This is a genomic window from Amycolatopsis sacchari (assembly GCF_900114035.1).
GTDB lineage: Bacteria > Actinomycetota > Actinomycetes > Mycobacteriales > Pseudonocardiaceae > Amycolatopsis_E > Amycolatopsis_E sacchari.
In genome coordinates, this window is sequence record NZ_FORP01000011.1 from 133,145 (window position 1) to 152,972 (window position 19,828).

General features: G+C 71.6%; 19 protein-coding genes. 6 read left to right on the top strand and 13 right to left on the bottom strand.

Annotation, left to right across the window (positions count from 1 at the left end; genetic code table 11):
- Nucleotides 1-26: 26 nt before the first annotated feature.
- Nucleotides 27-1,631 carry an ABC transporter substrate-binding protein gene (locus BMZ92_RS19710; RefSeq protein ID WP_245783142.1) on the bottom strand — a complete coding sequence of 535 codons (1,605 nt, stop codon included), beginning with the start codon at nt 1,629-1,631 and terminating at the stop codon, nt 27-29.
- Nucleotides 1,632-2,016: 385 nt separating this feature from the next.
- Here BMZ92_RS19710 and BMZ92_RS19715 point away from each other — a divergent pair, with 385 nt between their 5' ends.
- Complete coding sequence (locus BMZ92_RS19715; protein WP_245783153.1) at nt 2,017-2,790, top strand: IclR family transcriptional regulator; 774 nt, start codon at nt 2,017-2,019, stop codon at nt 2,788-2,790.
- A 46-nt stretch (nt 2,791-2,836) separates the two neighbouring features.
- Here BMZ92_RS19715 and BMZ92_RS19720 read toward each other — a convergent pair whose 3' ends face one another.
- The gene (locus BMZ92_RS19720; protein WP_091509667.1) at nt 2,837-3,481 is read right to left on the bottom strand and encodes a TetR-like C-terminal domain-containing protein; all 645 of its coding nucleotides are present in this window, start codon (nt 3,479-3,481) and stop codon (nt 2,837-2,839) included.
- A gap of 126 nt (nt 3,482-3,607) precedes the next feature.
- Between BMZ92_RS19720 and BMZ92_RS19725 the strand changes: the two genes are divergently transcribed.
- The 4 genes from BMZ92_RS19725 to BMZ92_RS19740 are packed head-to-tail and all read left to right on the top strand — an operon-like array spanning nt 3,608 to nt 7,241.
- Entirely contained in the window at nt 3,608-4,165 is a 558-nt protein-coding gene (locus BMZ92_RS19725; RefSeq protein ID WP_091509669.1) for a cupin domain-containing protein, read from the top strand.
- On the top strand, nt 4,162-4,647 hold the full coding sequence (locus BMZ92_RS19730) for a nuclear transport factor 2 family protein (protein ID WP_091509672.1): 486 nt from the start codon (nt 4,162-4,164) through the stop codon (nt 4,645-4,647). Before BMZ92_RS19725 ends, BMZ92_RS19730 begins: the two co-directional genes overlap by 4 nt.
- Before the next feature lie 37 nt (nt 4,648-4,684).
- Nucleotides 4,685-6,235, top strand: coding sequence for an amidase family protein (locus BMZ92_RS19735; RefSeq protein WP_143249900.1), 1,551 nt, complete (start codon nt 4,685-4,687; stop codon nt 6,233-6,235).
- A gap of 13 nt (nt 6,236-6,248) precedes the next feature.
- Nucleotides 6,249-7,241 carry an NAD(P)-dependent alcohol dehydrogenase gene (locus BMZ92_RS19740; RefSeq protein ID WP_091509677.1) on the top strand — a complete coding sequence of 331 codons (993 nt, stop codon included), beginning with the start codon at nt 6,249-6,251 and terminating at the stop codon, nt 7,239-7,241.
- 21 nt (nt 7,242-7,262) lie between these two features.
- Here the strand turns inward: BMZ92_RS19740 and BMZ92_RS19745 are convergent, their stop codons facing one another.
- The 11 genes from BMZ92_RS19745 to BMZ92_RS19795 form a co-directional block, all read right to left on the bottom strand.
- The gene (locus BMZ92_RS19745) at nt 7,263-8,195 is read right to left on the bottom strand and encodes an SDR family NAD(P)-dependent oxidoreductase (RefSeq protein ID WP_091509679.1); all 933 of its coding nucleotides are present in this window, start codon (nt 8,193-8,195) and stop codon (nt 7,263-7,265) included.
- Between the two features lie 12 nt (nt 8,196-8,207).
- Nucleotides 8,208-8,861, bottom strand: coding sequence for a response regulator (locus tag BMZ92_RS19750; RefSeq protein WP_218153502.1), 654 nt, complete (start codon nt 8,859-8,861; stop codon nt 8,208-8,210).
- A gap of 4 nt (nt 8,862-8,865) precedes the next feature.
- Nucleotides 8,866-9,837: an ABC transporter ATP-binding protein gene (locus BMZ92_RS19755; protein ID WP_091509682.1), complete on the bottom strand. Its 972-nt coding sequence runs from the start codon at nt 9,835-9,837 to the stop codon at nt 8,866-8,868.
- Nucleotides 9,834-10,859, bottom strand: coding sequence for an ABC transporter ATP-binding protein (locus BMZ92_RS19760; RefSeq protein WP_091509696.1), 1,026 nt, complete (start codon nt 10,857-10,859; stop codon nt 9,834-9,836). Before BMZ92_RS19760 ends, BMZ92_RS19755 begins: the two co-directional genes overlap by 4 nt.
- The gene (locus BMZ92_RS19765; protein WP_091509699.1) at nt 10,856-11,734 is read right to left on the bottom strand and encodes an ABC transporter permease; all 879 of its coding nucleotides are present in this window, start codon (nt 11,732-11,734) and stop codon (nt 10,856-10,858) included. Before BMZ92_RS19765 ends, BMZ92_RS19760 begins: the two co-directional genes overlap by 4 nt.
- A complete protein-coding gene (locus BMZ92_RS19770) occupies nt 11,721-12,731 on the bottom strand; it encodes an ABC transporter permease (protein WP_091509701.1) in 1,011 nt (336 codons plus the stop codon). Before BMZ92_RS19770 ends, BMZ92_RS19765 begins: the two co-directional genes overlap by 14 nt.
- On the bottom strand, nt 12,728-14,332 hold the full coding sequence (locus BMZ92_RS19775; RefSeq protein ID WP_245783143.1) for an ABC transporter substrate-binding protein: 1,605 nt from the start codon (nt 14,330-14,332) through the stop codon (nt 12,728-12,730). The genes BMZ92_RS19770 and BMZ92_RS19775 overlap by 4 nt, the downstream gene beginning before the upstream one ends.
- A 10-nt stretch (nt 14,333-14,342) precedes the next feature.
- The gene (locus tag BMZ92_RS19780) at nt 14,343-15,461 is read right to left on the bottom strand and encodes an NDMA-dependent alcohol dehydrogenase (RefSeq protein WP_091509704.1); all 1,119 of its coding nucleotides are present in this window, start codon (nt 15,459-15,461) and stop codon (nt 14,343-14,345) included.
- A gap of 15 nt (nt 15,462-15,476) precedes the next feature.
- Nucleotides 15,477-16,583 carry an NDMA-dependent alcohol dehydrogenase gene (locus tag BMZ92_RS19785; RefSeq protein ID WP_091509705.1) on the bottom strand — a complete coding sequence of 369 codons (1,107 nt, stop codon included), beginning with the start codon at nt 16,581-16,583 and terminating at the stop codon, nt 15,477-15,479.
- A 151-nt stretch (nt 16,584-16,734) separates the two neighbouring features.
- Complete coding sequence (locus BMZ92_RS19790; protein WP_091509708.1) at nt 16,735-17,373, bottom strand: response regulator; 639 nt, start codon at nt 17,371-17,373, stop codon at nt 16,735-16,737.
- Nucleotides 17,374-17,456: 83 nt separating this feature from the next.
- Nucleotides 17,457-18,689: a GAF domain-containing sensor histidine kinase gene (locus BMZ92_RS19795; protein ID WP_245783144.1), complete on the bottom strand. Its 1,233-nt coding sequence runs from the start codon at nt 18,687-18,689 to the stop codon at nt 17,457-17,459.
- A 235-nt stretch (nt 18,690-18,924) separates the two neighbouring features.
- Here BMZ92_RS19795 and BMZ92_RS19800 point away from each other — a divergent pair, with 235 nt between their 5' ends.
- Nucleotides 18,925-19,593, top strand: coding sequence for a GntR family transcriptional regulator (locus BMZ92_RS19800; RefSeq protein WP_091509710.1), 669 nt, complete (start codon nt 18,925-18,927; stop codon nt 19,591-19,593).
- The last annotated feature ends 235 nt before the right edge of the window (nt 19,594-19,828 follow it).

Below are 19,828 nucleotides of genomic sequence, written 5' to 3' on the forward strand. Positions count from 1 at the left end.
GGAAGACCGGGCGGAGAGGGCGAACATCACGCCCCGCTGCGCCACACCTCGTCCCACAGGACGCCGCTGTTCACGACCAGCGGCGGGATCTTCGTGGTCAGCCCCGGCCCGTACACGCCCTTCACCGCGAGGTTCGCCGGGGCGAACGCCAGCCCGAACGGGGCGTAGGCCTTCTCGCTGATGTACTGGCCCGCCTGCAGGTACAGCGCGTCACGCTGCCCCGAATCCACCGTGGCCGACGCCTGGTTCAGCAGGTCGTCCAGGTGCGGGTCCTTGACACCGCTGAACGGCGACGTCGACGAGAAGCGGAACGCCACGCCCACCCCGGCGGCCGGGTCCCACGCGCCCGCGGTCTGCAGCATCGCCTGCCAGGTCCCGGAGTTGAACTGCTGGACCAAAGTGGACAGTTGGTAGGTCTCGATCGTGACGTTGATGCCGACGGCCTTCCACTGCGTCTGCAGCGCCGTCACCACCTGCTGCGCCACGTACGCGCCCAGCGTGCCCAGCTTGATGTTCAGCCCGCCGAGCTGCTGCACCAGCTGCTTGGCCTTCTCCGGGTCGTACGTGCGGTAACCCGGCACCGTGGGGTGGTTGAACAGCCCGCCCTCGGCGGTGAACATCTGGCTCACCGGGTACAGGCCCTTGAACAGGCCCTTCGCGATCGCCTCGAAGTCCGTCGCGTAGTAGATCGCCTGCCGCGCCAGCTCGTTGTCGAACGGCGCCGTCTTCGTGTTGAGCTGGATGACGTAGGGCGACGTCGGCGGCTGGACGGTCACGGTGAGCCGGTTGTTCGTCTTCGCCTGCTCCAGCAGCGGAACCGTGCTCAGCCCCTCGTACGCCTGCGCCTGTCCCGCCTGCAGCGCCTGGTACGCGGGCTGGTCGCCGCCGATGGACTTGAACGTCAGCTTGTCCAGGTACGGCAGGCCCGCCTTGAAGTAGTTCGGGTTGCGCTCCAGCACCAGTTCGGAGCTGAGCCGGTTCGACACGACCTTGAACGGGCCCGCGCCCACCGGGTTGATCTTGAACTGGTCCGGGCCCGCCTGCTGCAGCGCGGTCGGCGAGACGATCCAGTTCACGTTGGAGATCGGGAACGCGTTGACCGCCGTGGCGTTGGGCCTGCTGAACTTCAGCACGATCGTGCGCGGGTCGGCCACGGTGATGCCGTCCTGCGTCAGCTGCCACTGCGGGGCGCACGTGCAGGTCGCCGTCACGTCGCGGCGGAAGTTGAAGGCGACGGCCTCGGCGTCGAGCGGGGTGCCGTCGCTGAACTTGATGCCCTGCCGCAGGGTGATCTTCAGCCCGCGGCCGCCGTCGAGCACCTCGTAGCTCTCGGCCTGGTTGGGTTCGACGCGGGCGTTGGTGCCGTCGTCGTTGGCGGCGACCCGGAACAGGCCGCCGTAGATGGCGCTCATCTGCGAGATGTTCGCGCCACCGGTGGTGTTCGTGGCCGGGTCGAGGCCGGAGGGCCAGCCGCCGGCGAACGCCCCGTCCTCCAGCACCGTCAGCTCACCGCCGCGCTGCGGCGGGCCCGCCGGGGCGGCGCTGCCGCCGGACGAACCCTGGCCCCCGCACGCGGCGACGCCCAGGAGCGTCGCGAGCAGGAGTGCCGTCCATTGCCTTTTCCTTCTCACGTGCGTCCTCCCACTGTCCACTCCGACCTGGTGGTTCCGCTCAGGGTGACCGCGGGGACCGGGGCCGACAACGAGCGATTTCACGGGACGGAAAGGAAGCTGGGCCGCGCGCGCCGGGATGCCAGCGGGGAAGCACCGCGTACAACATCCGTCGCGGCACCCGCGAGCGCTTTCGGCGAAGGCGCGGAGTTGGTCTTGTGGCGGGCCCGCGGCCCCGGGAAGAATCGTAAGACGCACCCGGTCCGTCCTGCTGGACGCCCTGTGAAATCCATTTAGGACGGTGCGGGACACCGTGGTCTTGCGGAGGTGTGACATGCCCGGTTCCCCGGCGACGGCGGCGGGAAGGCGGACCGTGGCGGAGCCGGAGCCCCGGCCCACCGCGGCGATGCGGGTACTGGCCGTGCTCGGCGCGTTCGGTCCCCGTCACCGCACCCTGACGCTCAGCGACATCGCGCGGCGCGCGAACCTGACCCTGCCCACGGCGCACCGGCTCATCCGGGAGCTGGTCGCGTGGGGCGGCCTCGAACGCGACGAGGACGGCCGGTACTCGGTCGGCCTGCGGCTGCTCGAACTCGCCGCGCTCGCCCCGCGGGGGCTGCAGCTGCGCGAGGCCGCGTTCCCGTACCTGGACAACCTGCACGAGACGACGAGGGGCAACGTGCACCTCGGGGTCCGTGACGGGCGGGAGGTCGTGTACGTCGAGACGCTGCGGTCCCGCAAGCCGGTGAGCAGCAGGGTGGGCGACCGGTGGCCGATGCACGCCACCGGGACCGGGCTGGTGCTGCTGGCGCACGCCGAGCCCGAGCTGCAGGCGGAGGTGCTGCGCTCGCCGCTGGAGCGGTTCACGCCGCTGACGATCACCGACCCGGCGGAGCTGCGCAGGCAGCTCGCGCGGATCCGGCAGACCGGCGTCGCGGTCGCGCGCGGCCAGATCACGGTGGACGACATGGTGGTCGCGGTCCCGGTGGTGGGGGTCGACGGGCACGTGACGGCGGCGATCAGCGTGGTGGTGGAGACGGCACGGGCCCGGCCACGCGCACTGGCCCGCATCCTGATGGAGACCTCGCGCTCCCTGTCCCGCACGCTCGCGGAACGCGCCGTCCCGACGGCGGCGCCCCGGTGGCTCGCCGAGACCCCCGCACCCCGGGCGGCGCACTGACGGCTTGCTGGGGCCCCGCGGCCCCGTAGTCCACTGTGGACCTCGCCTACGCGGTACCGCCGGATTCGCCGTCCGCCCGGAGCACGAGCGGCAGGTGGATGTCGTCGACGATGTCGACGATGACCGCGTCCACGTCGGGGTCCGGCGTCATCAGCAGGTGCCTGATGATCAGGTCGGTCGCGACGGTCACGCGGCGGGTGCCGCGCACCCGCGGGTCGACCTCGCCGCGCTCGATGCCGCGCTCCAGCAAGGTCGTCATGATCTGCTCGGCGACGTCGAACTGGGCCTCGGCCAGCGCCGCGAACTCGGGACTGCGGGCGATTTCGCTGACCACGGTGCGGATGACACTGCCGAAGGGACCGGTGATCCGCGCCCCCATCTCCCGCAGCACCGCGAGCACATCGGTCCGGTACGCGCCGGTGTCCGGCACCTCGATGTCGGCCATCTGGTGGCGCGCACAGGCGTCGGCGACCAGCTGGGGCAGCCCGGACCAGCGGCGGTAGATCGCGGCCTTGCTGGTCCTGGCCCTGGCCGCCACCCTGTCGACGGTCAGCGCGGGGTAGCCGACCTCGGTCAGCTCTTCGACGGTGGCCGTGAGTATCGCCTGCTCCAGGGCCTCCCCGCGGCGGCGCGGCCCGCGGCGCGGGTCCGTGGTGGCCGGCTCGGCGGCGTGCTCCGTGTGCGGTGGCATCTCGCTCCTCGCGTGTTCCTCGTCGCCCTTGCCGGGCGGCCGCGCCCAGGCTACTGTAGTGAAAGAGTACGAAATCGTACCCTAAGTAGCACGCCGTAAAGCCTGACTACAGTGAGGAGTCGGCCCATGTCGACGACCGCAGAGAACCCGACGACCGCAACCGCCCCCGAGGTCCCGCTGCCGCCCGCACCGGAGGAGGCGACGTTCGCCCAGCCGGACATGTTCATGCCCCTGGAACCGGACAGCTTCCAGCCGATCGCGGGCTTCCCGGCCGCGGACCTGCGTCCGCTGCCGGCCGTCGCGAAGTACAGCGGCGGTCTGGCCAACGCTTTCGTCATCAAGGCCAACCCCGAGTACAAGTGGCAGGGCGCGCCCTGGCACATGCACCACCTCAACGTGCACTTCAACTACATCGTCAAGGGGTGGGCCCTCTTCGAGTTCGAGGGAGTCGGCAAGGTCCGCCTGGAGGCGGGCACGGCCTTCTACCAGCCGCCGCGCAACCGGCACCGCGAACTGGACGCCTCGTCCGACTTCGAGGTCATCGCGGTCGAGCTGCCCGCGTCCTACCCGACCACGTTCTACGCCCTCGACCCGGAAACCGGCGAGTACCGCGCGACGGTGATCGACGCCGAGACCCAGGGCGGCGAGCTGACGAACGTCGTGAAGGTCGACGAGGCGGGATGACCGGACCGCTGAGCGCGCCACTCGAGGCCCGGGTGGCGCGCCTGGAGGCCCTGGACGCCATCCGCGCGCTGCAGATGGCTTACGTCCGCTTCTGCGACGCGGGTTTCCCGCTCGACCGCATCCCCGAGCTGTTCACGCCGGCGTGCGTGTGGGACGGCGGCGGACTGCTGGGGCGGCACGCGGGGCATGCGGAGCTGCGGAGGCACTTCGCCGACGTCGCGGCCACGCTGGAGTGGTCGCTGCACTACATCGTCAGCGGCGACATCGAGCTGGCCGACGACCTGCGCAGCGCCCGCTCCACCTGGTACCTCTGGCAACCGCTGACGATCTACGGGACCGCCGCGTGGCACATGGGCCGCTACCGCGAGCGGCACGAACCCGGCCCCGGCGGCTGGCGGATCAGCGACCTCGTCCTGACCGTCGACGCGTTCACGCCGTTCGACCGGGGCTGGGTGGCGCAACGATTCATGCCCCTCGCCTGACCTGGCCGGGGTCCACCGGAAACCGAAAGGGGTGCGCATGTCGCACGCCATCAGCGAGGAGGAGTTCTACGACCTCGCCTCCTCGTGGGGAATCTCGCGTGCCGGCGCGGCCGGCGTCCTGCCCGCCATCGCCCACCTGGCACCGGTCATCGCCGCGATGGACGACCTGCGGGCGGACCCGCCGTCGGTGGCGCAGGCCGATCGCGTCGTGCACACCGACGCCCGCCAAGACCCGTACAACGCGGTCGTGCACTGGGTGTCGGTGCGCAAGCCGGGCGCGCGCGGGCTCCTGTCCGGCGTCGGCGTCGCGGTCAAGGACTGCGTGGCGGTGGCCGGTGTGCCGATGACGGCGGGCTCGGCGTTGCTGCAGGGGTTCGTGCCCGACCGGGACAGCACCGTGGTCCGCCGGCTGCTCGACGCGGGCGGGCACATCTGCGCCACCACCAACATGGACGAGATGGGGGTCGCCCCGAGCGGTGACTCGAGCTGCTACGGGCCGACCCTCAACCCGTGGGACACCACGCGGACCGCGGGCGGCTCGTCCGGCGGTTCGGCGGCGGCGCTGTACTACGACGGCATCGACGTCGCGCTCGGCGCGGACTCCGGCGGCTCGGTGCGGATCCCGGCGGCGTGGTGCGGGCTGGTCGGTCTCAAGCCGACGCACGGCCTGGTGCCGCACTCCGGGGTGCTCGGCGGGGAGCCGCTGCTCGACCACGTCGGCCCGCTCGCCCGCACCACGGCCGACGTCGCGGCCGTGCTGCAGGTGCTGGCCGGGACCGACGACGAGGACCCCGACCCGCGCCAGCCCGCGCGGCTGCCCCGGCTCGACGCCGTGGCCGCGGTCGAGTCGGCACCGGCGTCCCTGGCCGGTCTGCGCATCGGGGTCCTGGCCGAGGGGCTGGATCCCGCGGGCGGGGTGTCGCCGGAGGTCCGCCAGGCGTTCGACGTCTCGCTCGCCCGGCTGCGTGAGCTGGGCGCGTCGGTGGTGCCCGTTTCGGTGCCCGAGCACCGGTTGTGCGGGCCGATCGCGTTCAACCTGTTCCCGGAGAGTTTCGCGGCGCAGATGCGTGGCGGCGGGGCGTTGTTCGGTGCGGGCGGCCGCTACTGGCCGGAGCTCGCCGAGGCCCTGCGGCGGGGGTTCGAGAAGGTGGGCGACGCCCTGTCGCCCACGCTCAAACTGATGCTGATCCTGGGCAGCGGAGCGGAACGCGCAGGCGGCGGCAGTCGCTACGCGCGGGCGGCCAACCTGCGGCACCTCGTCACCACCGGCTACGAGAAGGCGCTCGCCGAGTGCGATGTGCTCGCCATGCCGACCGTACCCGTGGTGGCCCACCCGGTGGCGCCCGGTCTCGACCCCGCCGACCGGGCGCTCCGGGCGTGGGGCCTGGTCGCCAACACGGCGCCGACGAACATCACCGGCCATCCCGCGATCACCCTCCCGCTCGGTCTCGCCGAGGGGCTGCCCGCCGGCGTCATGCTCGTCGGCCGGAAGTTCGCCGACACGCGGCTGCTCACGGTGGGCGAGACGGTCGAAAGGGCGATCGGCTGGCCGCGGCGCCCACCGGAAAACCGAGGAGGAACGTCGTGAAAGGACAGAAGACATGGCGATGATGCGCGCGGCGCAGTACGACCGCTACGGGCCGCCGGACGTGTTGTACGAGGGCAAGGTCGCGGTGCCGCGGCCGCGGCCGGGTCAGCTCCTGGTGCGGGTGCAGGCGACCAGCGTGAACGGCGGGGAACTCAGCGCCCGGGCCGGAAAACTGCGCCTGCTGACCGGAAAGCGCTTTCCCAAAGGGATCGGGCTCGACTTCGTGGGCGAGGTCGCCGACCCCGGTTCCGGTGACTCCGGTCTCCTGGCGGGTGATCGCGTGTGGGGTACCCTCCCGCGCACCGCCGAGGTCGGCTCGCGGAGCGGGGCGGCGGCCGAGTACCTGGCGGTCGACGCGGACCGCGTGTCGCGCGCTCCGGCCGGCCTCACCCCGGTCGAAGCGGCGTCGCTGGTGGTGGCGGTGGTGCCGATCATCGGCCTGCGCGACAAGGCGCACCTCGTCCGCGGCGAGCGCCTCCTCGTGCGCGGGGCCAGCGGGGGCACCGGCAGCCTGGCCGTGCAGGTCGGCAAGGCGATGGGCGCGCACGTCACCGGGCTGGCCGGACCGGCCAACCTGGATTTCGTGCGCGGGCTCGGCGCCGACGAGGTGGTCAGCTACAGGACCGCGGGCCCGGCCGACCTCGGTTCGTTCGACGTCGTGTTCGACACCGTCGGCACCGACCTCGCCGCGTTCCGCCGCCTGCTGACGCCCGGGGGCAGGATGGTGGCGATCTCCTTCGACCTCGAGCACATCGCGCGCTCGCTCGGCTCCATCGCCGCGTCCGCGGTGCACGGCTCGCGGCGGGTGCGGTTCTTCAGCGGCAACCCGAAGCGGGAACTGCTCGCCGAGGTCACCCGCCTCGCGGAGAACGGGCAGCTGCGGCCGGTCGTCGACGGCGTCCACCCGCTCTCCGCCATCGCCGAAGCCCACCGCGCCGTCGAAGCGGGCGGCGTGCGGGGCAAGCACATCATCGACGTCGACGGCTCCGGCCAGGCTGCCCCGTGAGGCCGTCCCGGGCCGGCCGCGTCACCGCGCGGTGGCGTCCGCGACGTCCGCCACGTCGAGCGGGATGACCGGCAGCGGGCCCGCCAGGTCGGCCGGTGCCGCGGGGGCGTAGGCGAAGTTCTTCGCCCTCGCGCCGCCGTCCACGACGAGGTCGCAGCCGGTGATCAGGCGCGCGTAGTCCGAGCACAGCCACGCCACGCAGTGCCCGATGTCCGTCGGCGTGCCGGTCGTGCCCATCGGCACCAGCGGCATGCGATCACCGCTCCACCGCGACGGGCGGCGCCACGGTTCGTCGCCCGTGGGGCCGCCCAGTCCGTTGCTGCGCGGGCGATCCAACACGCCACCCGGCCCCTGCTCGGCGATCAGCTCCGGGTTGTCCGGCGTGGGCGCGGTCGGCGTGAAGCTGTTGACCCGGATGCCGTACGGCGCGAGATCCATCGCCGCCGCACGCACGAAGTTGTTCACCCCGCCCTTGTGGAACGCGTACGCGATCACCCCGGCGCTGCCCGACCAGCCGTTCGACGACGAGATCGACACGATGGACCCGCGGATCCCGTGCTCGGCCATGTACCGGCCGACGTGCTTGGTGTTGAGGAAATTGCCCATCGCCGCGACCTGCACCGCGCGCGAGAAGAACTCCGGGCTCTCGTCGAGCACCCCGCGCCCGCCCAGCAGCGCCGCGTTGTTGACGAGGATGTCGATCCGGCCGAACTCCGCCACGACCCGGTCGAGGTAGGCCAGCACCTGCTGCTCGTCGGTCACGTCGCCGGGGATCGCGATCGCCGTGCCGCCGTTGCGTTCGATGCGCTCCACCGACTTCTGCGCGGCGTCGGCGTCCAGGTCGTTGCACGCGACCTTCGCGCCGTACCGGGCCAGCGCGAGCGCGATGCCGCTGCCGATGTTCGGCCCGGCACCGGTGACGACGGCGACCTTGCCCTCCAGGGAAACTTCCACCACATCCACCTCTCAGTCGACGGCGTCCGGCAGCGGCACGAGCCCCTCCCGGATCGCCAGCAGTGCGGCCTGCGTCCGCGAGGACAGGCCGAGCTTGGCCAGGACGTTGCTGACGTGCGTGCGCGCCGTGCGCTCGCTGATCGTCAGCCGGTCCGCGATCTCCTGGTTCGAACAGCCTTCGGCGACGAGCTCGAGGATTTCGTTCTCCCGCGCGGTCAACGTCGCCGGCCCGGCGGCGGGCGCGCCGAACGTGCGGGCCAGCCCACGGGCCGCGAGCCCCGACAGCCACACCTCGCCCCGCACCGCCGCCCGCACCGCGGCGGCGACGTCCTCGGGGTCGGCGTCCTTGAGCACGTACCCCGACATGCCCGCCGCCAGCGCGGCCTGCACCCGCCCGCTCTCACCGAAGCTCGTCAACGCCACCACGGCGGGACCGGGGAACTCGCGGCGGATCCGTTCCGTCGTGGTGATCCCGTCCACCCCGGGCAGCATCAGGTCCATCAGGACGACGTCGGGCAGCACCGGCGCGGTCGCCAGCCAGCGCAGCGCACCCTCGCCGCTGCCCGCCTCGCCGACGACGTGGATGTCCGGGACCACCTCCAGGTAGGCGGTCAGCCCCCGGCGCACCACCGCGTGGTCGTCGACGAGCAGCACGCTGATCGCCACCGCCTCACTCCCCCGGCATCGGGAAGTGGCAGGCGACGCTGTGCCCCGGCGCGAGTTCACGCAGCACGGGCGCTTCGGTGGCGCACCGGTCCTGCGCGAACGGGCAGCGCGTGTGGAACCGGCAGCCGCTCGGCGGGGAGATCGGCGACGGCGGTTCTCCTTCCAGCGTAACCGGTTTCTTCCCGCGCGCCCCGGGGTCCAGCTTCGGGATCGACGCCAGCAGCGCGACGGTGTAGGGGTGCATCGGCGCCCGGTACAGCCCCTCCGCCGGGCCGATCTCGCACAGCTGGCCGAGGTGCATCACCGCCACGCGGTCGCTGACCTGCTTGACCAGCGCCAGGTCGTGGGAGATGAACAGGTACGACAGCCCCAGCTCGCGCCGCAGCTGCTCGAACAGGTTCAGCACCTGCGCCTGGATCAGCACGTCCAAAGAGGACACCGCCTCGTCGCACACCACGAGGGCCGGGTCGAGCGCGATGGCGCGGGCGATCGCGACGCGCTGGCACTGCCCGCCCGACAGTTCGTGCGGGCGGCGGCTCGCGAACGTGTCCGGGTTGAGCCCCACCAGGTCCAGCAGTTCCCGCACCCGCGCGTCGCGGTTGCCGACGCGGTACCCGACGAGCGGCTCCGCGACGATCTCCGACACCCGCCACCGCGGGTTGAGCGACGCGAACGGGTCCTGGAACACCATCTGCAGCTGCCGCCGCGCCTCGGTGAGGTCACGGCTGCGGCGGCGCATCAGGTCCTGCCCCTGGAAGTACACCTCACCCGACTTGGGCCGCGGCGCCTGCAGGATCGAACGGGCCAAAGTGGACTTGCCCGAGCCGGTTTCCCCGACTATGCCGAGGGTTTCCCCGGCCTGCAGGTCGAACGACACGTCCGAGAGGGCGTGCACCACGCCGCCCTTGACCCCGCCGCGGCCGCGGGCGGTGAACTCCTGCACGACGTTGCGGACGCTGAGCAGCGGCGTGGTCATGACGGTTCTCCACAGGGGTGCCAGCAGGCCCACCAGTGGCCCGGCTCGTGTTCGGTGAACGGCGGGACCTCCGTGCGGCACTCGTCGGTCGCCCGCGCGCACCGCGGCGCGAACGGGCAGCCCGGCGGGAGCCGCGTCAGGTCGGGCGGCTGGCCCGGCGTGACGGGGAGTTCCGCGTGCGGCGGTCGTTCCAGGCGGGGGATCGCCGCCATCAGCGCCTCGGTGTAGGGCATCCGGACGCGGGAGAACAGCGTGCTCGCGGGCGCGTACTCGACGGCCCGCCCCGCGTACATGACCACCACGTCGTCGGCGTAGCTGGCGGCGAGGCCGAGGTCGTGGCTGATCAGCACGATCGCGGTGCCGAGCCTGCGCTGCAGTTCCAGCAGCAGCTCCATGATCTGCGCCTGCGTCGTCACGTCGAGCGCGGTGGTCGCCTCGTCCGCGATGAGCAGCTTGGGGTCCGCCGCGAGCGCGATCGCGATCATCACGCGCTGCCGCATGCCACCGGAGAGCTGGTGCGGGTACTCGTGGAAACGCCGCTCCGCCGCGGGAAGCCGGACGAGCTGCAGCAGCTCGACGGCCCGCGCGTGCGCCGCCTTGCGGTCGATCTTCGCGTGTGCCCGCACGGCTTCGGTGATCTGCGTGCCGATGCGCATCGTCGGGTTCAGCGAGCGGGCCGGGTCCTGGAACACCATCGCGATGTCGGCGCCCCGCAGGCCGCGCAGCTGTTTCTCCGACCGGCCCACCAGCTCCTTCCCGGCGAAGCGGGCCGAGCCGGTCACCTTCGCCGTCGGCGGCAGCAGGCCCATGAGCGCCCGCGAGCTGACGCTCTTGCCCGAGCCGGACTCGCCGATGATGGCGAGCGTGCGGCCGGCGGAGAGCCGGTACGACAACCCGTTGACGGCGTTGACCCGCCGCCCCTTCGTGTCGAAGCGCACCCGCAGGTCGGTGACCTCCAGCAGCGGGCCGGGCGGGTCGGGAACGGACACGGCCGCGGGCTGCGCGGCTTCTTCGATACTCATCGGCCACTCCAGCGGGAGCGCAGCGTCTCGCCCAGCAGGTTGAACGCCAGCACGGTCAGGAAGAGCATCAGGCACGGCCAGACCACGAGCATCGGCGTCGCCGACAGGCTCTGCTGGCCCTGCGAGATCATGTTGCCCCAGCTCGGGGCGGGCGGCGGGATGCCGAGCCCGAGGAAGCTCAGCGCGCCCTCGATGACGATCACGATGCCCATGCCGAGCATCGAGAACGTCACCAGCTGCGGCAGGATGTTCGGCGCGATGTGCTTGAACAGCATGCGCCACGTCCTCGTGCCGCACAGGTCCGCGGCCACCATGAACGGCTGTTCGCGCAGGCGCAGCGTCGCCGCGCGGGAGATCCGCGCGAACGCGGGCACCGAGAAGAACGCCAGCGCGAAGATCGTGTTGAGCTGGCTCGGGCCGAGGCTCTGCGCGACGGCCAGCGTCAGCACGAGCGACGGGAACGCGATCAGCACGTCCAGCACCCGCATGATGATCGCGTCCAGCACGCCGCCCGCGTAAGCGCTCACCGCACCGAGCGTGCCGCCGATGAGCAGGCCCAGCACGTTCACCGAGACACCGACGATCAGCGACGAGCGGCCGCCGTAGAGCAGGCGCGCCCACACGTCGTTGCCGTTGGGGTCGGTGCCGAGCAGGTGCCCCGGCGAGAACGACGGCAGGTTGGACGACAGCACGTCCCCGCCGATCGGGTCGGGCACCGGGCCGACGAGCGGCCACACGAAGCACGCGCCGACGACCAGCACCAGCAGCGCGATCGGCACGACGAGCTCGAGCTGGCGCAGCCAGCCGCGGCCCCGGCCCAGTCCGGTGTCCTCGGCCAGCAGCACGGCCGAGGCGCTCGCGTCAACCATTGCCATAGCGGATCCTCGGGTCGAGTACGGCGTAGAGCAGGTCGGTGATCAGGTTGGCCAGCACCGCGACGATCGCGAACACCACGACGCACGCCTGCACGACCGGGTAGTCGCGGGTGTTGATCGCCTGCAGCAGCAGCTGCCCGATGCCCGGCAGCGCGAAGATCTGCTCGATGATCACGGTCGCGCCGATCAGCGTGCCGAGGTTGAGGCCCACGACGGTGAGCAGGCCGAAGGAGGAGTTGCGGAAGGCGTGCCGCAGCAGCACCTGCCACGGCCCGATCCCCTTGGCCCGCGCGGTGGTGATGTAGTCCTCGCCCTGCAGCTGGTCCACCAGGTCGCCGCGGAGGAACCGGGTGTAGAAGCAGAACAGCGGGAACGCGATCGCCACCGCGGGCAGGAACAGCGAGCGCAGGTTCTCCCCCAGCCCGTCGCTGATGGGCACGAACCCGATGGCCGGGAACACCGCCAGCTGCACCGCGAACACCAGCACCAGCAGCAGCGCGAACACGTAGTTCGCCACCGACAGCCCGGTGATGCTCACCAGCATGCTCACGCGGTCCAGCAGCTTGTTGGGCCGGTAGGCGGCCAGCAGCGCGACCGGGATCGCCAGCCCGAGCGAGACCACGAAGGCGAGCCCGACCAGTTCGGCGCTCACGCCCAGCCGCGAGGTCAGCTCCCCCGACACCGACTGCCCGCTGACGAGCGAGTTGCCGAAGTCGCCGTGGACCGCGCCCGCCAGCCAGTTCAGGTACCGCTCGACGGCGGGCTGGTCGAGGCCCATCTGGTGGTTCAGCGCGTCGATCTGCTCCTGCGTCGCCTCCGGACCGAGCAGCAGCTGCGCCGCGTTGCCCGGGATCAGGCTCAGCACCAGGAAGGTCAGGATGCTGACGCCGAGCACGATCGGGATCGCGGTCAGCAGCCGCCGGACGACGAGCCGCAGGCTCGGCGAGCGCAGGACGTGGGTCAGCGTGCTCGGTGCACGCGCCTCGACCGCGGTCATGAGCTCCTCCAGACGCTGTCCCACTGGATGCCGTTGTTGACCACCAGTGGCGGGATCTTCGTGGTGAGGCCGGGGCCGTGCACGCCGCGGGCGGCGAGGTTGGCGCGGGCGTCGGCCAGCAGGAACGGGGCGTAGGCCTTGTCGCTCATGAGCTTGCCCGCCTGCTGGTACAGCGCGTCGCGCTGCGCCGGGTCGGTGACGGCCTCGGCCTGGTTGAGCAACGAGTCCAGCTGCGGGTCGTCGACGCCGCTGAACGGGCGGTTCGACAGGAACCGGAAGCCGACACCGGTACCGGCCGCGGGGTCCCACGCGCCGGAGGTCGCCAGCTGGATCTGCCACTGGCCCGAGTTGTAGCGCTGGATCTGCGCGTTCAGCTCGTCGGTGTGCATCGTGACGGTGATGCCGGCGGCCTCCCACTGGCTCTTCAGCGCGGTGATCACCTGCTCGGCGACGTAGCTCTTGAGCGTGGCCAGGTCCACCGTGAGCCCGCCCAGCTGCGTCACCAGTTCCTTGGCCTTGGCCAGGTCGTAGGTGCGGTAGCCGGGCACGGTGTCGTGGTGGAACAGGCCGCCGGGCGCGGTGAACATCTGCGAGGCCGGGTAGAGGTCCTTGAACAGGCCCTTGCGGATGGCCGCCACGTCCGTCGCGTAGTAGATCGCCTCGCGGGCGCGCTGGTCGTTGAACGGCGCTGCCTTGGTGTTGAGCTGGATGACGTAGGGCGAGGTCGCGGGCTGGACCGTGAGCGTGACCCGCTTGTCGGCCTGCGCCTGCTCGATCAGCGGCGTGGTGACCATGCCCTCGTAGGCCTGCGCCTGCCCGGCCTGCACCGCCTGGTACGCGGCCTGGTCCCCGCCGATCGACTTGAAGATCAGCTTGTCGAGGTAGGGCTGGCCCGGCTTGTAGTAGTTCTCGTTGCGGGTCAACCGGAGCTCGGAGCTGAGCACGTTGTTCTCGACCTTGAACGGCCCGGCCCCGACCGGCGTCACGCGGAACTTGTCCTGCCCGAGCTGCTGCAGCGCGGTGGGCGAGGCGATCCAGTTCGCGTTCGACACCAGCATCGCGTTGATCACCGGCGCGTAGGGCCGGGTGAACTTCAGCACGACGGTGTTGCCCTCGGTGGTGATGCCGTTGTCGGCGAGCGGCCACTTCGGCGCACACGTGCAGGTGGACTTGATGTCGCGGGTGAAGTTGAACGCGACGGCTTCGGCGTCGAACGGCGTGCCGTCGCTGAACTTCACGCCGTCGCGGATGGTGATCCGCACCGTCCTGCCGTCGGGGCTGACGTCGTAGCCGCTGGCCAGATCGGGTTCGACGCGCGCGTTGCTGCCGTCCTCATCGGCCGACAGGCGGAAGAGCCCGCCGTAGATGGCGGTCATGAGGCTGAGGTTCGCGGCTCCGGTGGTGTTGGTCGCGGGGTCGAGGCCGCTCGGCCACCCGCCCGCGAAACTCGCGAGCTCGAGCACGGTGAGCGTGCCACCGCGCTGGGGCGGTCCGGCGGCCGCGTTCCCGTCGCCCGCCCCGCCCGCGCCGCCGCAGGCGGTGGCCAGCACGGCCACCGCCACCAGCGCGAGCACCCTGGCTGTCCTGGTCTTGAAGTCCACAGTGGATTCCCTAGTGCTCGTGGATGATCACGCCGCGGATGTTCTTGCCGTCCAGCATGTCCTGGTAACCCTGGTTGACCTCGTCCAGCTTGTACTTGCGGGTGACCAGCTCGTCGAGCTTGAGGTCGCCCGAGCGGTACAGGCCGAGCAGGCGCGGCACGTCGTAGAGCGGGTTGCTGTCGCCGAAGAGAGCGCCGCGGATCTGCCGCTGGTAGCCGATCAGCATGCCGCCGGGGAAGTGGACCGCCTTCTCGCCGAGCTTCCCCACGGCCGTGATCGTGACCTTGCCGGTCTTGCCGGTGACCGCGATCGCGGAGTTGACGATCTCCTCGGTGAGCACACCCGGCGTGCAGATGGCGTGGTCGGCCAGCTGACCCCACGTGGTCTCGACCACGAAGTCGTGTGCCTCCTTGGCGTCGGCGAACGTGTGGGTCGCCCCGAACACCTTCGCCATGTCCCGCTTGAACTCCACCGGGTCCACCACGACGACGTTCTTCGCCCCGGCGTACCGCGCGCCCTGCACGGCGTTGCTGCCCACACCGCCCGCCCCGTAGATCACCACGGTCTGCCCGGCGCGGACTCCCGCGGCGTACACGGCCGAGCCCCAGCCGGTCGGTACGCCACAGCCGACGAGCGCGGCGATCTCGAACGGGATGTCGTCGGCCAGCGGGATGCACGCCCACTCGGAAACCACGGCGTACTGCGAAAAAGTGCCCAGCGTGCAGAAGCCGCCGAGGTCCTCGCCGTCGAGGTGGAAGCGGAACGTGCCGTCGAGGAACATGCCCGTGGAGGCGTTGAGCCCCTTCTCGCACATGTTCTGGTGCCCGGTCGAGCAGGGGCGGCACGCCCCGCACGCCGGGATGTAGGAGCACACGATCCGGTCGCCGGGCTTGACCCGCCGCACGTGCGGGCCGACCGACTCGACGATGCCGGCGCCCTCGTGCCCGCCGACGACGGGCAGCCGCACCGGCGCGTCGCCGCGGGTGATGTGGTCGTCGGAGTGGCACATCCCCGCCGCGTGGAACCTGACCCTGACCTCGTGCGCCTTCGGCTCGTCGAGCTGCAGGTCGACGATCTCCCAGGGGGTGTGCGCCTTGCGGGTGATCGCGGCGCGCGTCGTGATCGGCATGTCTGGGAACCCCTTTCAGTGTTCGTGGACGATGACGCCGCGGATGTTCTTGCCGTCCAACATGTCCTGGTAGCCCTGGTTGACTTCTTCGAGCTTGTAGCGGCGCGTGATCAGCTCGTCGAGCTTCACGTCGCCCGAGCGGTACAGGCCCAGCAGGCGCGGCACGTCGTAGAGCGGGTTGCACGCGCCGAAGATCGCGCCCTGCACCCGCCGCTGGTAGCCGATCAGCATCCCGGCCGGCAGGTCGAGCTGGCCCGGCCCGACCGCGGTGATCGTGACCTTGCCGGACTTGCCGACGACGTTGACCGCGTTCGTGATCACCTCGTCGGACAGGATGCCGACCGTGATCAGCGCGTGGTCCGCCAGCTGGCCCCAGGTGGTCTCGACCACGAAGTCGTGGGCTTCCTTGGCATCGGCGAACGTGTGGGTCGCCCCGAACACCTTCGCCATGTCCCGCTTGAACTCCACCGGGTCCACCACCACGACGTTCTTCGCCCCGGCGTACCGCGCGCCCTGCACGGCGTTGCTCCCGACGCCACCGGCGCCGTAGACCACGACCGTCTCGCCCGGCCGGACGCCGGCCGCGTACACCGCGGTGCCCCAGCCCGTCGGCACGCCGCAGCTGACGAGCGCGGCCACGTCGAACGGGATGTCGTCCGGGATCTTGATGACCGAGTACTCCGACAGCACCGCGTACTGCGAGAACGTACCGAGCACGCACAGCCCGCCGTAGTCCTCGCCGTCGCGGTGGAAGCGGAACGTCCCGTCCGCGAACTCGCCCGTCGAGGCGTTCTTGCCCTCGTCGCACAGGTTCTGGTGGCCCGTCGAGCAGTAGCGGCACTTGCCGCACGCGGGGATGAACGAGCACACGACGTGGTCGCCCACCTCCACCCGCGTCACGTCGGCGCCCACGGCCTCGACCACCCCGGCGCCCTCGTGCCCGCCGACGACGGGGAAACGCATGCGCGCGTCGCCCTTCTGGATGTGGTCGTCGGAATGGCACAGGCCCGCGGCGTAGAACTTCACCCGAACCTCGTCGGCCTTCGGTTCGTCGAGCTCGAGATCGACGATTTCCCAGGGGCGCCGGGGTTCCCGGCAGATCGCGGCCCGCGTAGTGATCATCTGGCTCCCCGTTCATCCGGCAGTGGCTCAACAATCGCCCGCCGGTGTGACCGCGGCCATAGCCATTCCACCTCGCGAAAGGCGGGATCGGGGCCGGGACGAACGAAAAGGGCGCCCCGCAGGACGCCCTTTTCGCCGGATGAAAAAGCCGTCAGCTCGGCGCGTCGATCAGCCCCTCGCGGATGGCGAACAACGCGGCCTGCGTGCGGGACGGCAGCTGCAGTTTCGTCAGCACGTGGCTGACGTGCGTGCGGGCCGTCCGCTCGCTGATCGACAGTTCGGTGGCGATCTGCCGGTTGGACAGCCCCCGGCCCACGAGCGTGAGGATGGTGCGCTCGCGGGCGGTGAGGGCGGCCAGGCCCATCGGCGGGGACACCAGCTGCCGCGTGAGCCGCCCCGCCACGGCCGGGTCGAGGTGCACCTCGCCGCGTGCGGCGGCGCGGATGGCGGCGGCGACCTCGTCGGGGTCGGCGTCCTTGAGCAGGTAGCCCGCAGCGCCCGCCTGCAGCGCCGCGTGCACGCGTTCGGTCTCGCCGAAGCTGGTCAGCACGACCACGCGCACGTCCGGGTACTTGGCGACCACCGAGGCGAGCGCGGAAATCCCGTCCAGGCGCGGCATCAGCACGTCCATCAGCACCACGCGCGGCAGCCACCCCTGCGCCGCGAGCCGGGCGAGCGTCGCCAGCGCGTCCTGCCCGTCGGTGGCCTCCGCGACCACCTCGATCCCCTCGGCGCTCTCCAGGTACGCGGCCAGCCCGCGCCGCACCACGGCGTGGTCGTCGACGACCATGACGCCTATCTGGTCTCGCCCGCCCGTCACCCGGCCACCACCCCCGGTCGAGGCGCTCTGCGCCGCTGTGAAATCCGCCGCGATCAATGCTCCTCCGGCACCGTCATCCGCACCAGCACCCGGCAGCCGCCGGCGGTGTTCCCGATCTCCATCGTCCCGTTCCACTGCTGGGCGCGCTCGCGCATCGACACCAGCCCCAGTGCGTGCGGACGGGGCGTGCCCGCCAGGCCCACCCCGTCGTCCCGCACCTCCAGCGTCAGCCTGCCGTCCGTCACCGCAACCGAAACGACGGCCGAGGTCGCCTGCGCGTGCTTGACCACGTTGTGCAGCGCCTCCTGCACGATGCGGTACACGTCGTCCTGCAGTTCCGTGGGCAGCTCGGGCAGCTCGTCGGCGATGATCCGGATCCGCACTCCGGATGCCGCCTGCAGCGACTCGGCGAGCGTGCGGACGGCACCCACCAGGCCGCGGCCGGCCAGTTCGAGCGGGTGCAGTTGCAGGACCAGCCCGCGCAGGTCGGCCAGCGCGTTCTGGGCGAGGCCGAGCAGTTCGTCCGCGACACCCCGCACCTGGTCCGGGGTCGCGCTGCCGACCTGGGCCCGCAGCGCCTTGGCGTGCATGCGCATGGAGAACACCTGCTGCACCACGGAATCGTGCAGCTCGCGGGCGAGGCGGGCGCGTTCCTCCAGCCTCGCCTCGTGGCGGGAGCGGGCCAGCAGCTCCGCGGAGTCGACGGCCATCGCGGCCTGGTCGGCCATCGCGTCGAGGAACTCCAGCGTCTCGTTGCCCGGGTCCTCGCCCGGCGAGTAGAACGCGTTGAGGACGCCGACCGCGCGGCCCCGCACGACGAGCGGGACGGCGACGAACGTGTCCCAGTCCGGGGCGCCCATGATCGCGTGCAGCGGTTCCCAGCGGGGGTCGGCGAGGACGGCGGCCTTGCGGTGCGGCACGACGATGCGCCGGTGGGACTGGTAGGCCTCGACGAACATCAGGCGCGCGCCCAGCTTGCGGCACGCCTCCAGCCGCTCGGCGAAGTCGTCGGCGTCGGTGAAACCCGCCTTCCCGACGACGCGCATCGTGCCCCGCTCGACACGCAGGATCTGGACCGCCGAGATGTGCGTGGCCTGCACGACCTCACGCGCGACGACGTCCAGCGTCACGCTGAGCGACGCCGCGTCGGCCACGCTCGACGCCGCACGCGCGATCGCCGCGAGCCTGCGCTGCCGCCGCCCGACGTCGTCGACCCCGCCGCCGTCGCCCGGCGGACGGCCACATCCCGGGCAGACCACCGCCACCTTCGTCACCACTTCCGTCACGCTGGACCCCTTCGTGCAGCGTCCTCCCGCACCGCCGTGGTGCGGGACTTCCCGGCGGCCCCAGTCTGTGCAGGTGGTTCGGGTGGCCGCAAGGGGGCGCGCGGGTGTTTCTGGGTGCGCCCCGGCGTCCCGTCCCGGATCAGGCGCGACAAATGTCGCGAGTGGCCCGTGGCAATGCACGGAAAACGGCCGCGGGCGGCTGCCCGGGCCGTGCCCGGTGTCCCACAATCGAGCCATGCCGCCGTCCGCCCCGCACTCGTCGGCGACTTCCGCCCTGCTGGAGGCACTTCGGACGGCGATCTACCAGGGTGAGCTGCCGCCGGGGCAGCGACTGGTCGAGGCGGAGCTGGCGAAGCGGCACGGCGCCTCGCGGGGCACCGTCCGCGAGGCGATCGCCTTGCTGAGCAACGAAGGTCTCGTCGCGAGGGAACGCAACCGCGGTGCCCACGTGCGTCCCGTCCCGCTCGCGGAGGCCGTGGAGATCACCGAGGTCAGGGCCGTATTGGAAGCCCTGTGCGCCGCCAAGGCGGCCGAAGCGGCGACCGCGGCCGAGCGCCGCCAGCTGCGGGTGATCGAACGCAAGCTGCGTGAAGCGGCGGACCCCGCCGACTCGGTGGCGTACGCGCGGCTGAGCCAGCAGATGCACGTCCGGCTGCGGGAGATGGCCAGGCAGAGCACGGTCGCCGCGATCCTCGAACGGCTGCGGTACCAGAGCGTGCGGTACCAGCTGCACGTCGCACTGCTACCGGGCCAGGCGGCGCAGGGCACGCGGAACCACGTGCGCGTCATCGAGGCGGTGTGCTCCCACAACGCCGAGGAGGCGGAAGCCGCGATGCGCGAACACTGGGAAGCGGTAGCGACCGCACTACGGCGCCTGGTGGAGGTGAACACCGCAGGCCCGTGACTGGACACCGGGGCAGCACCCACGCCACGCAACCCGGCGATGCGAAGCGAGCAGGGCCCACCGCCCACACCCACCCCCGCCCCGATCCCCAGCCGCACTTACGGCCGATCTGGCGTGTCAAGGGTGGCGCAGCCATCGCGAAGCGACGCCGCAGGCGCCCTTTACACGCCAGATCGGCCGGGACACTCAAAGATCGGGGCGGGGGTGGGCCCACAAGAAAGGGCGCCCAGCGCCC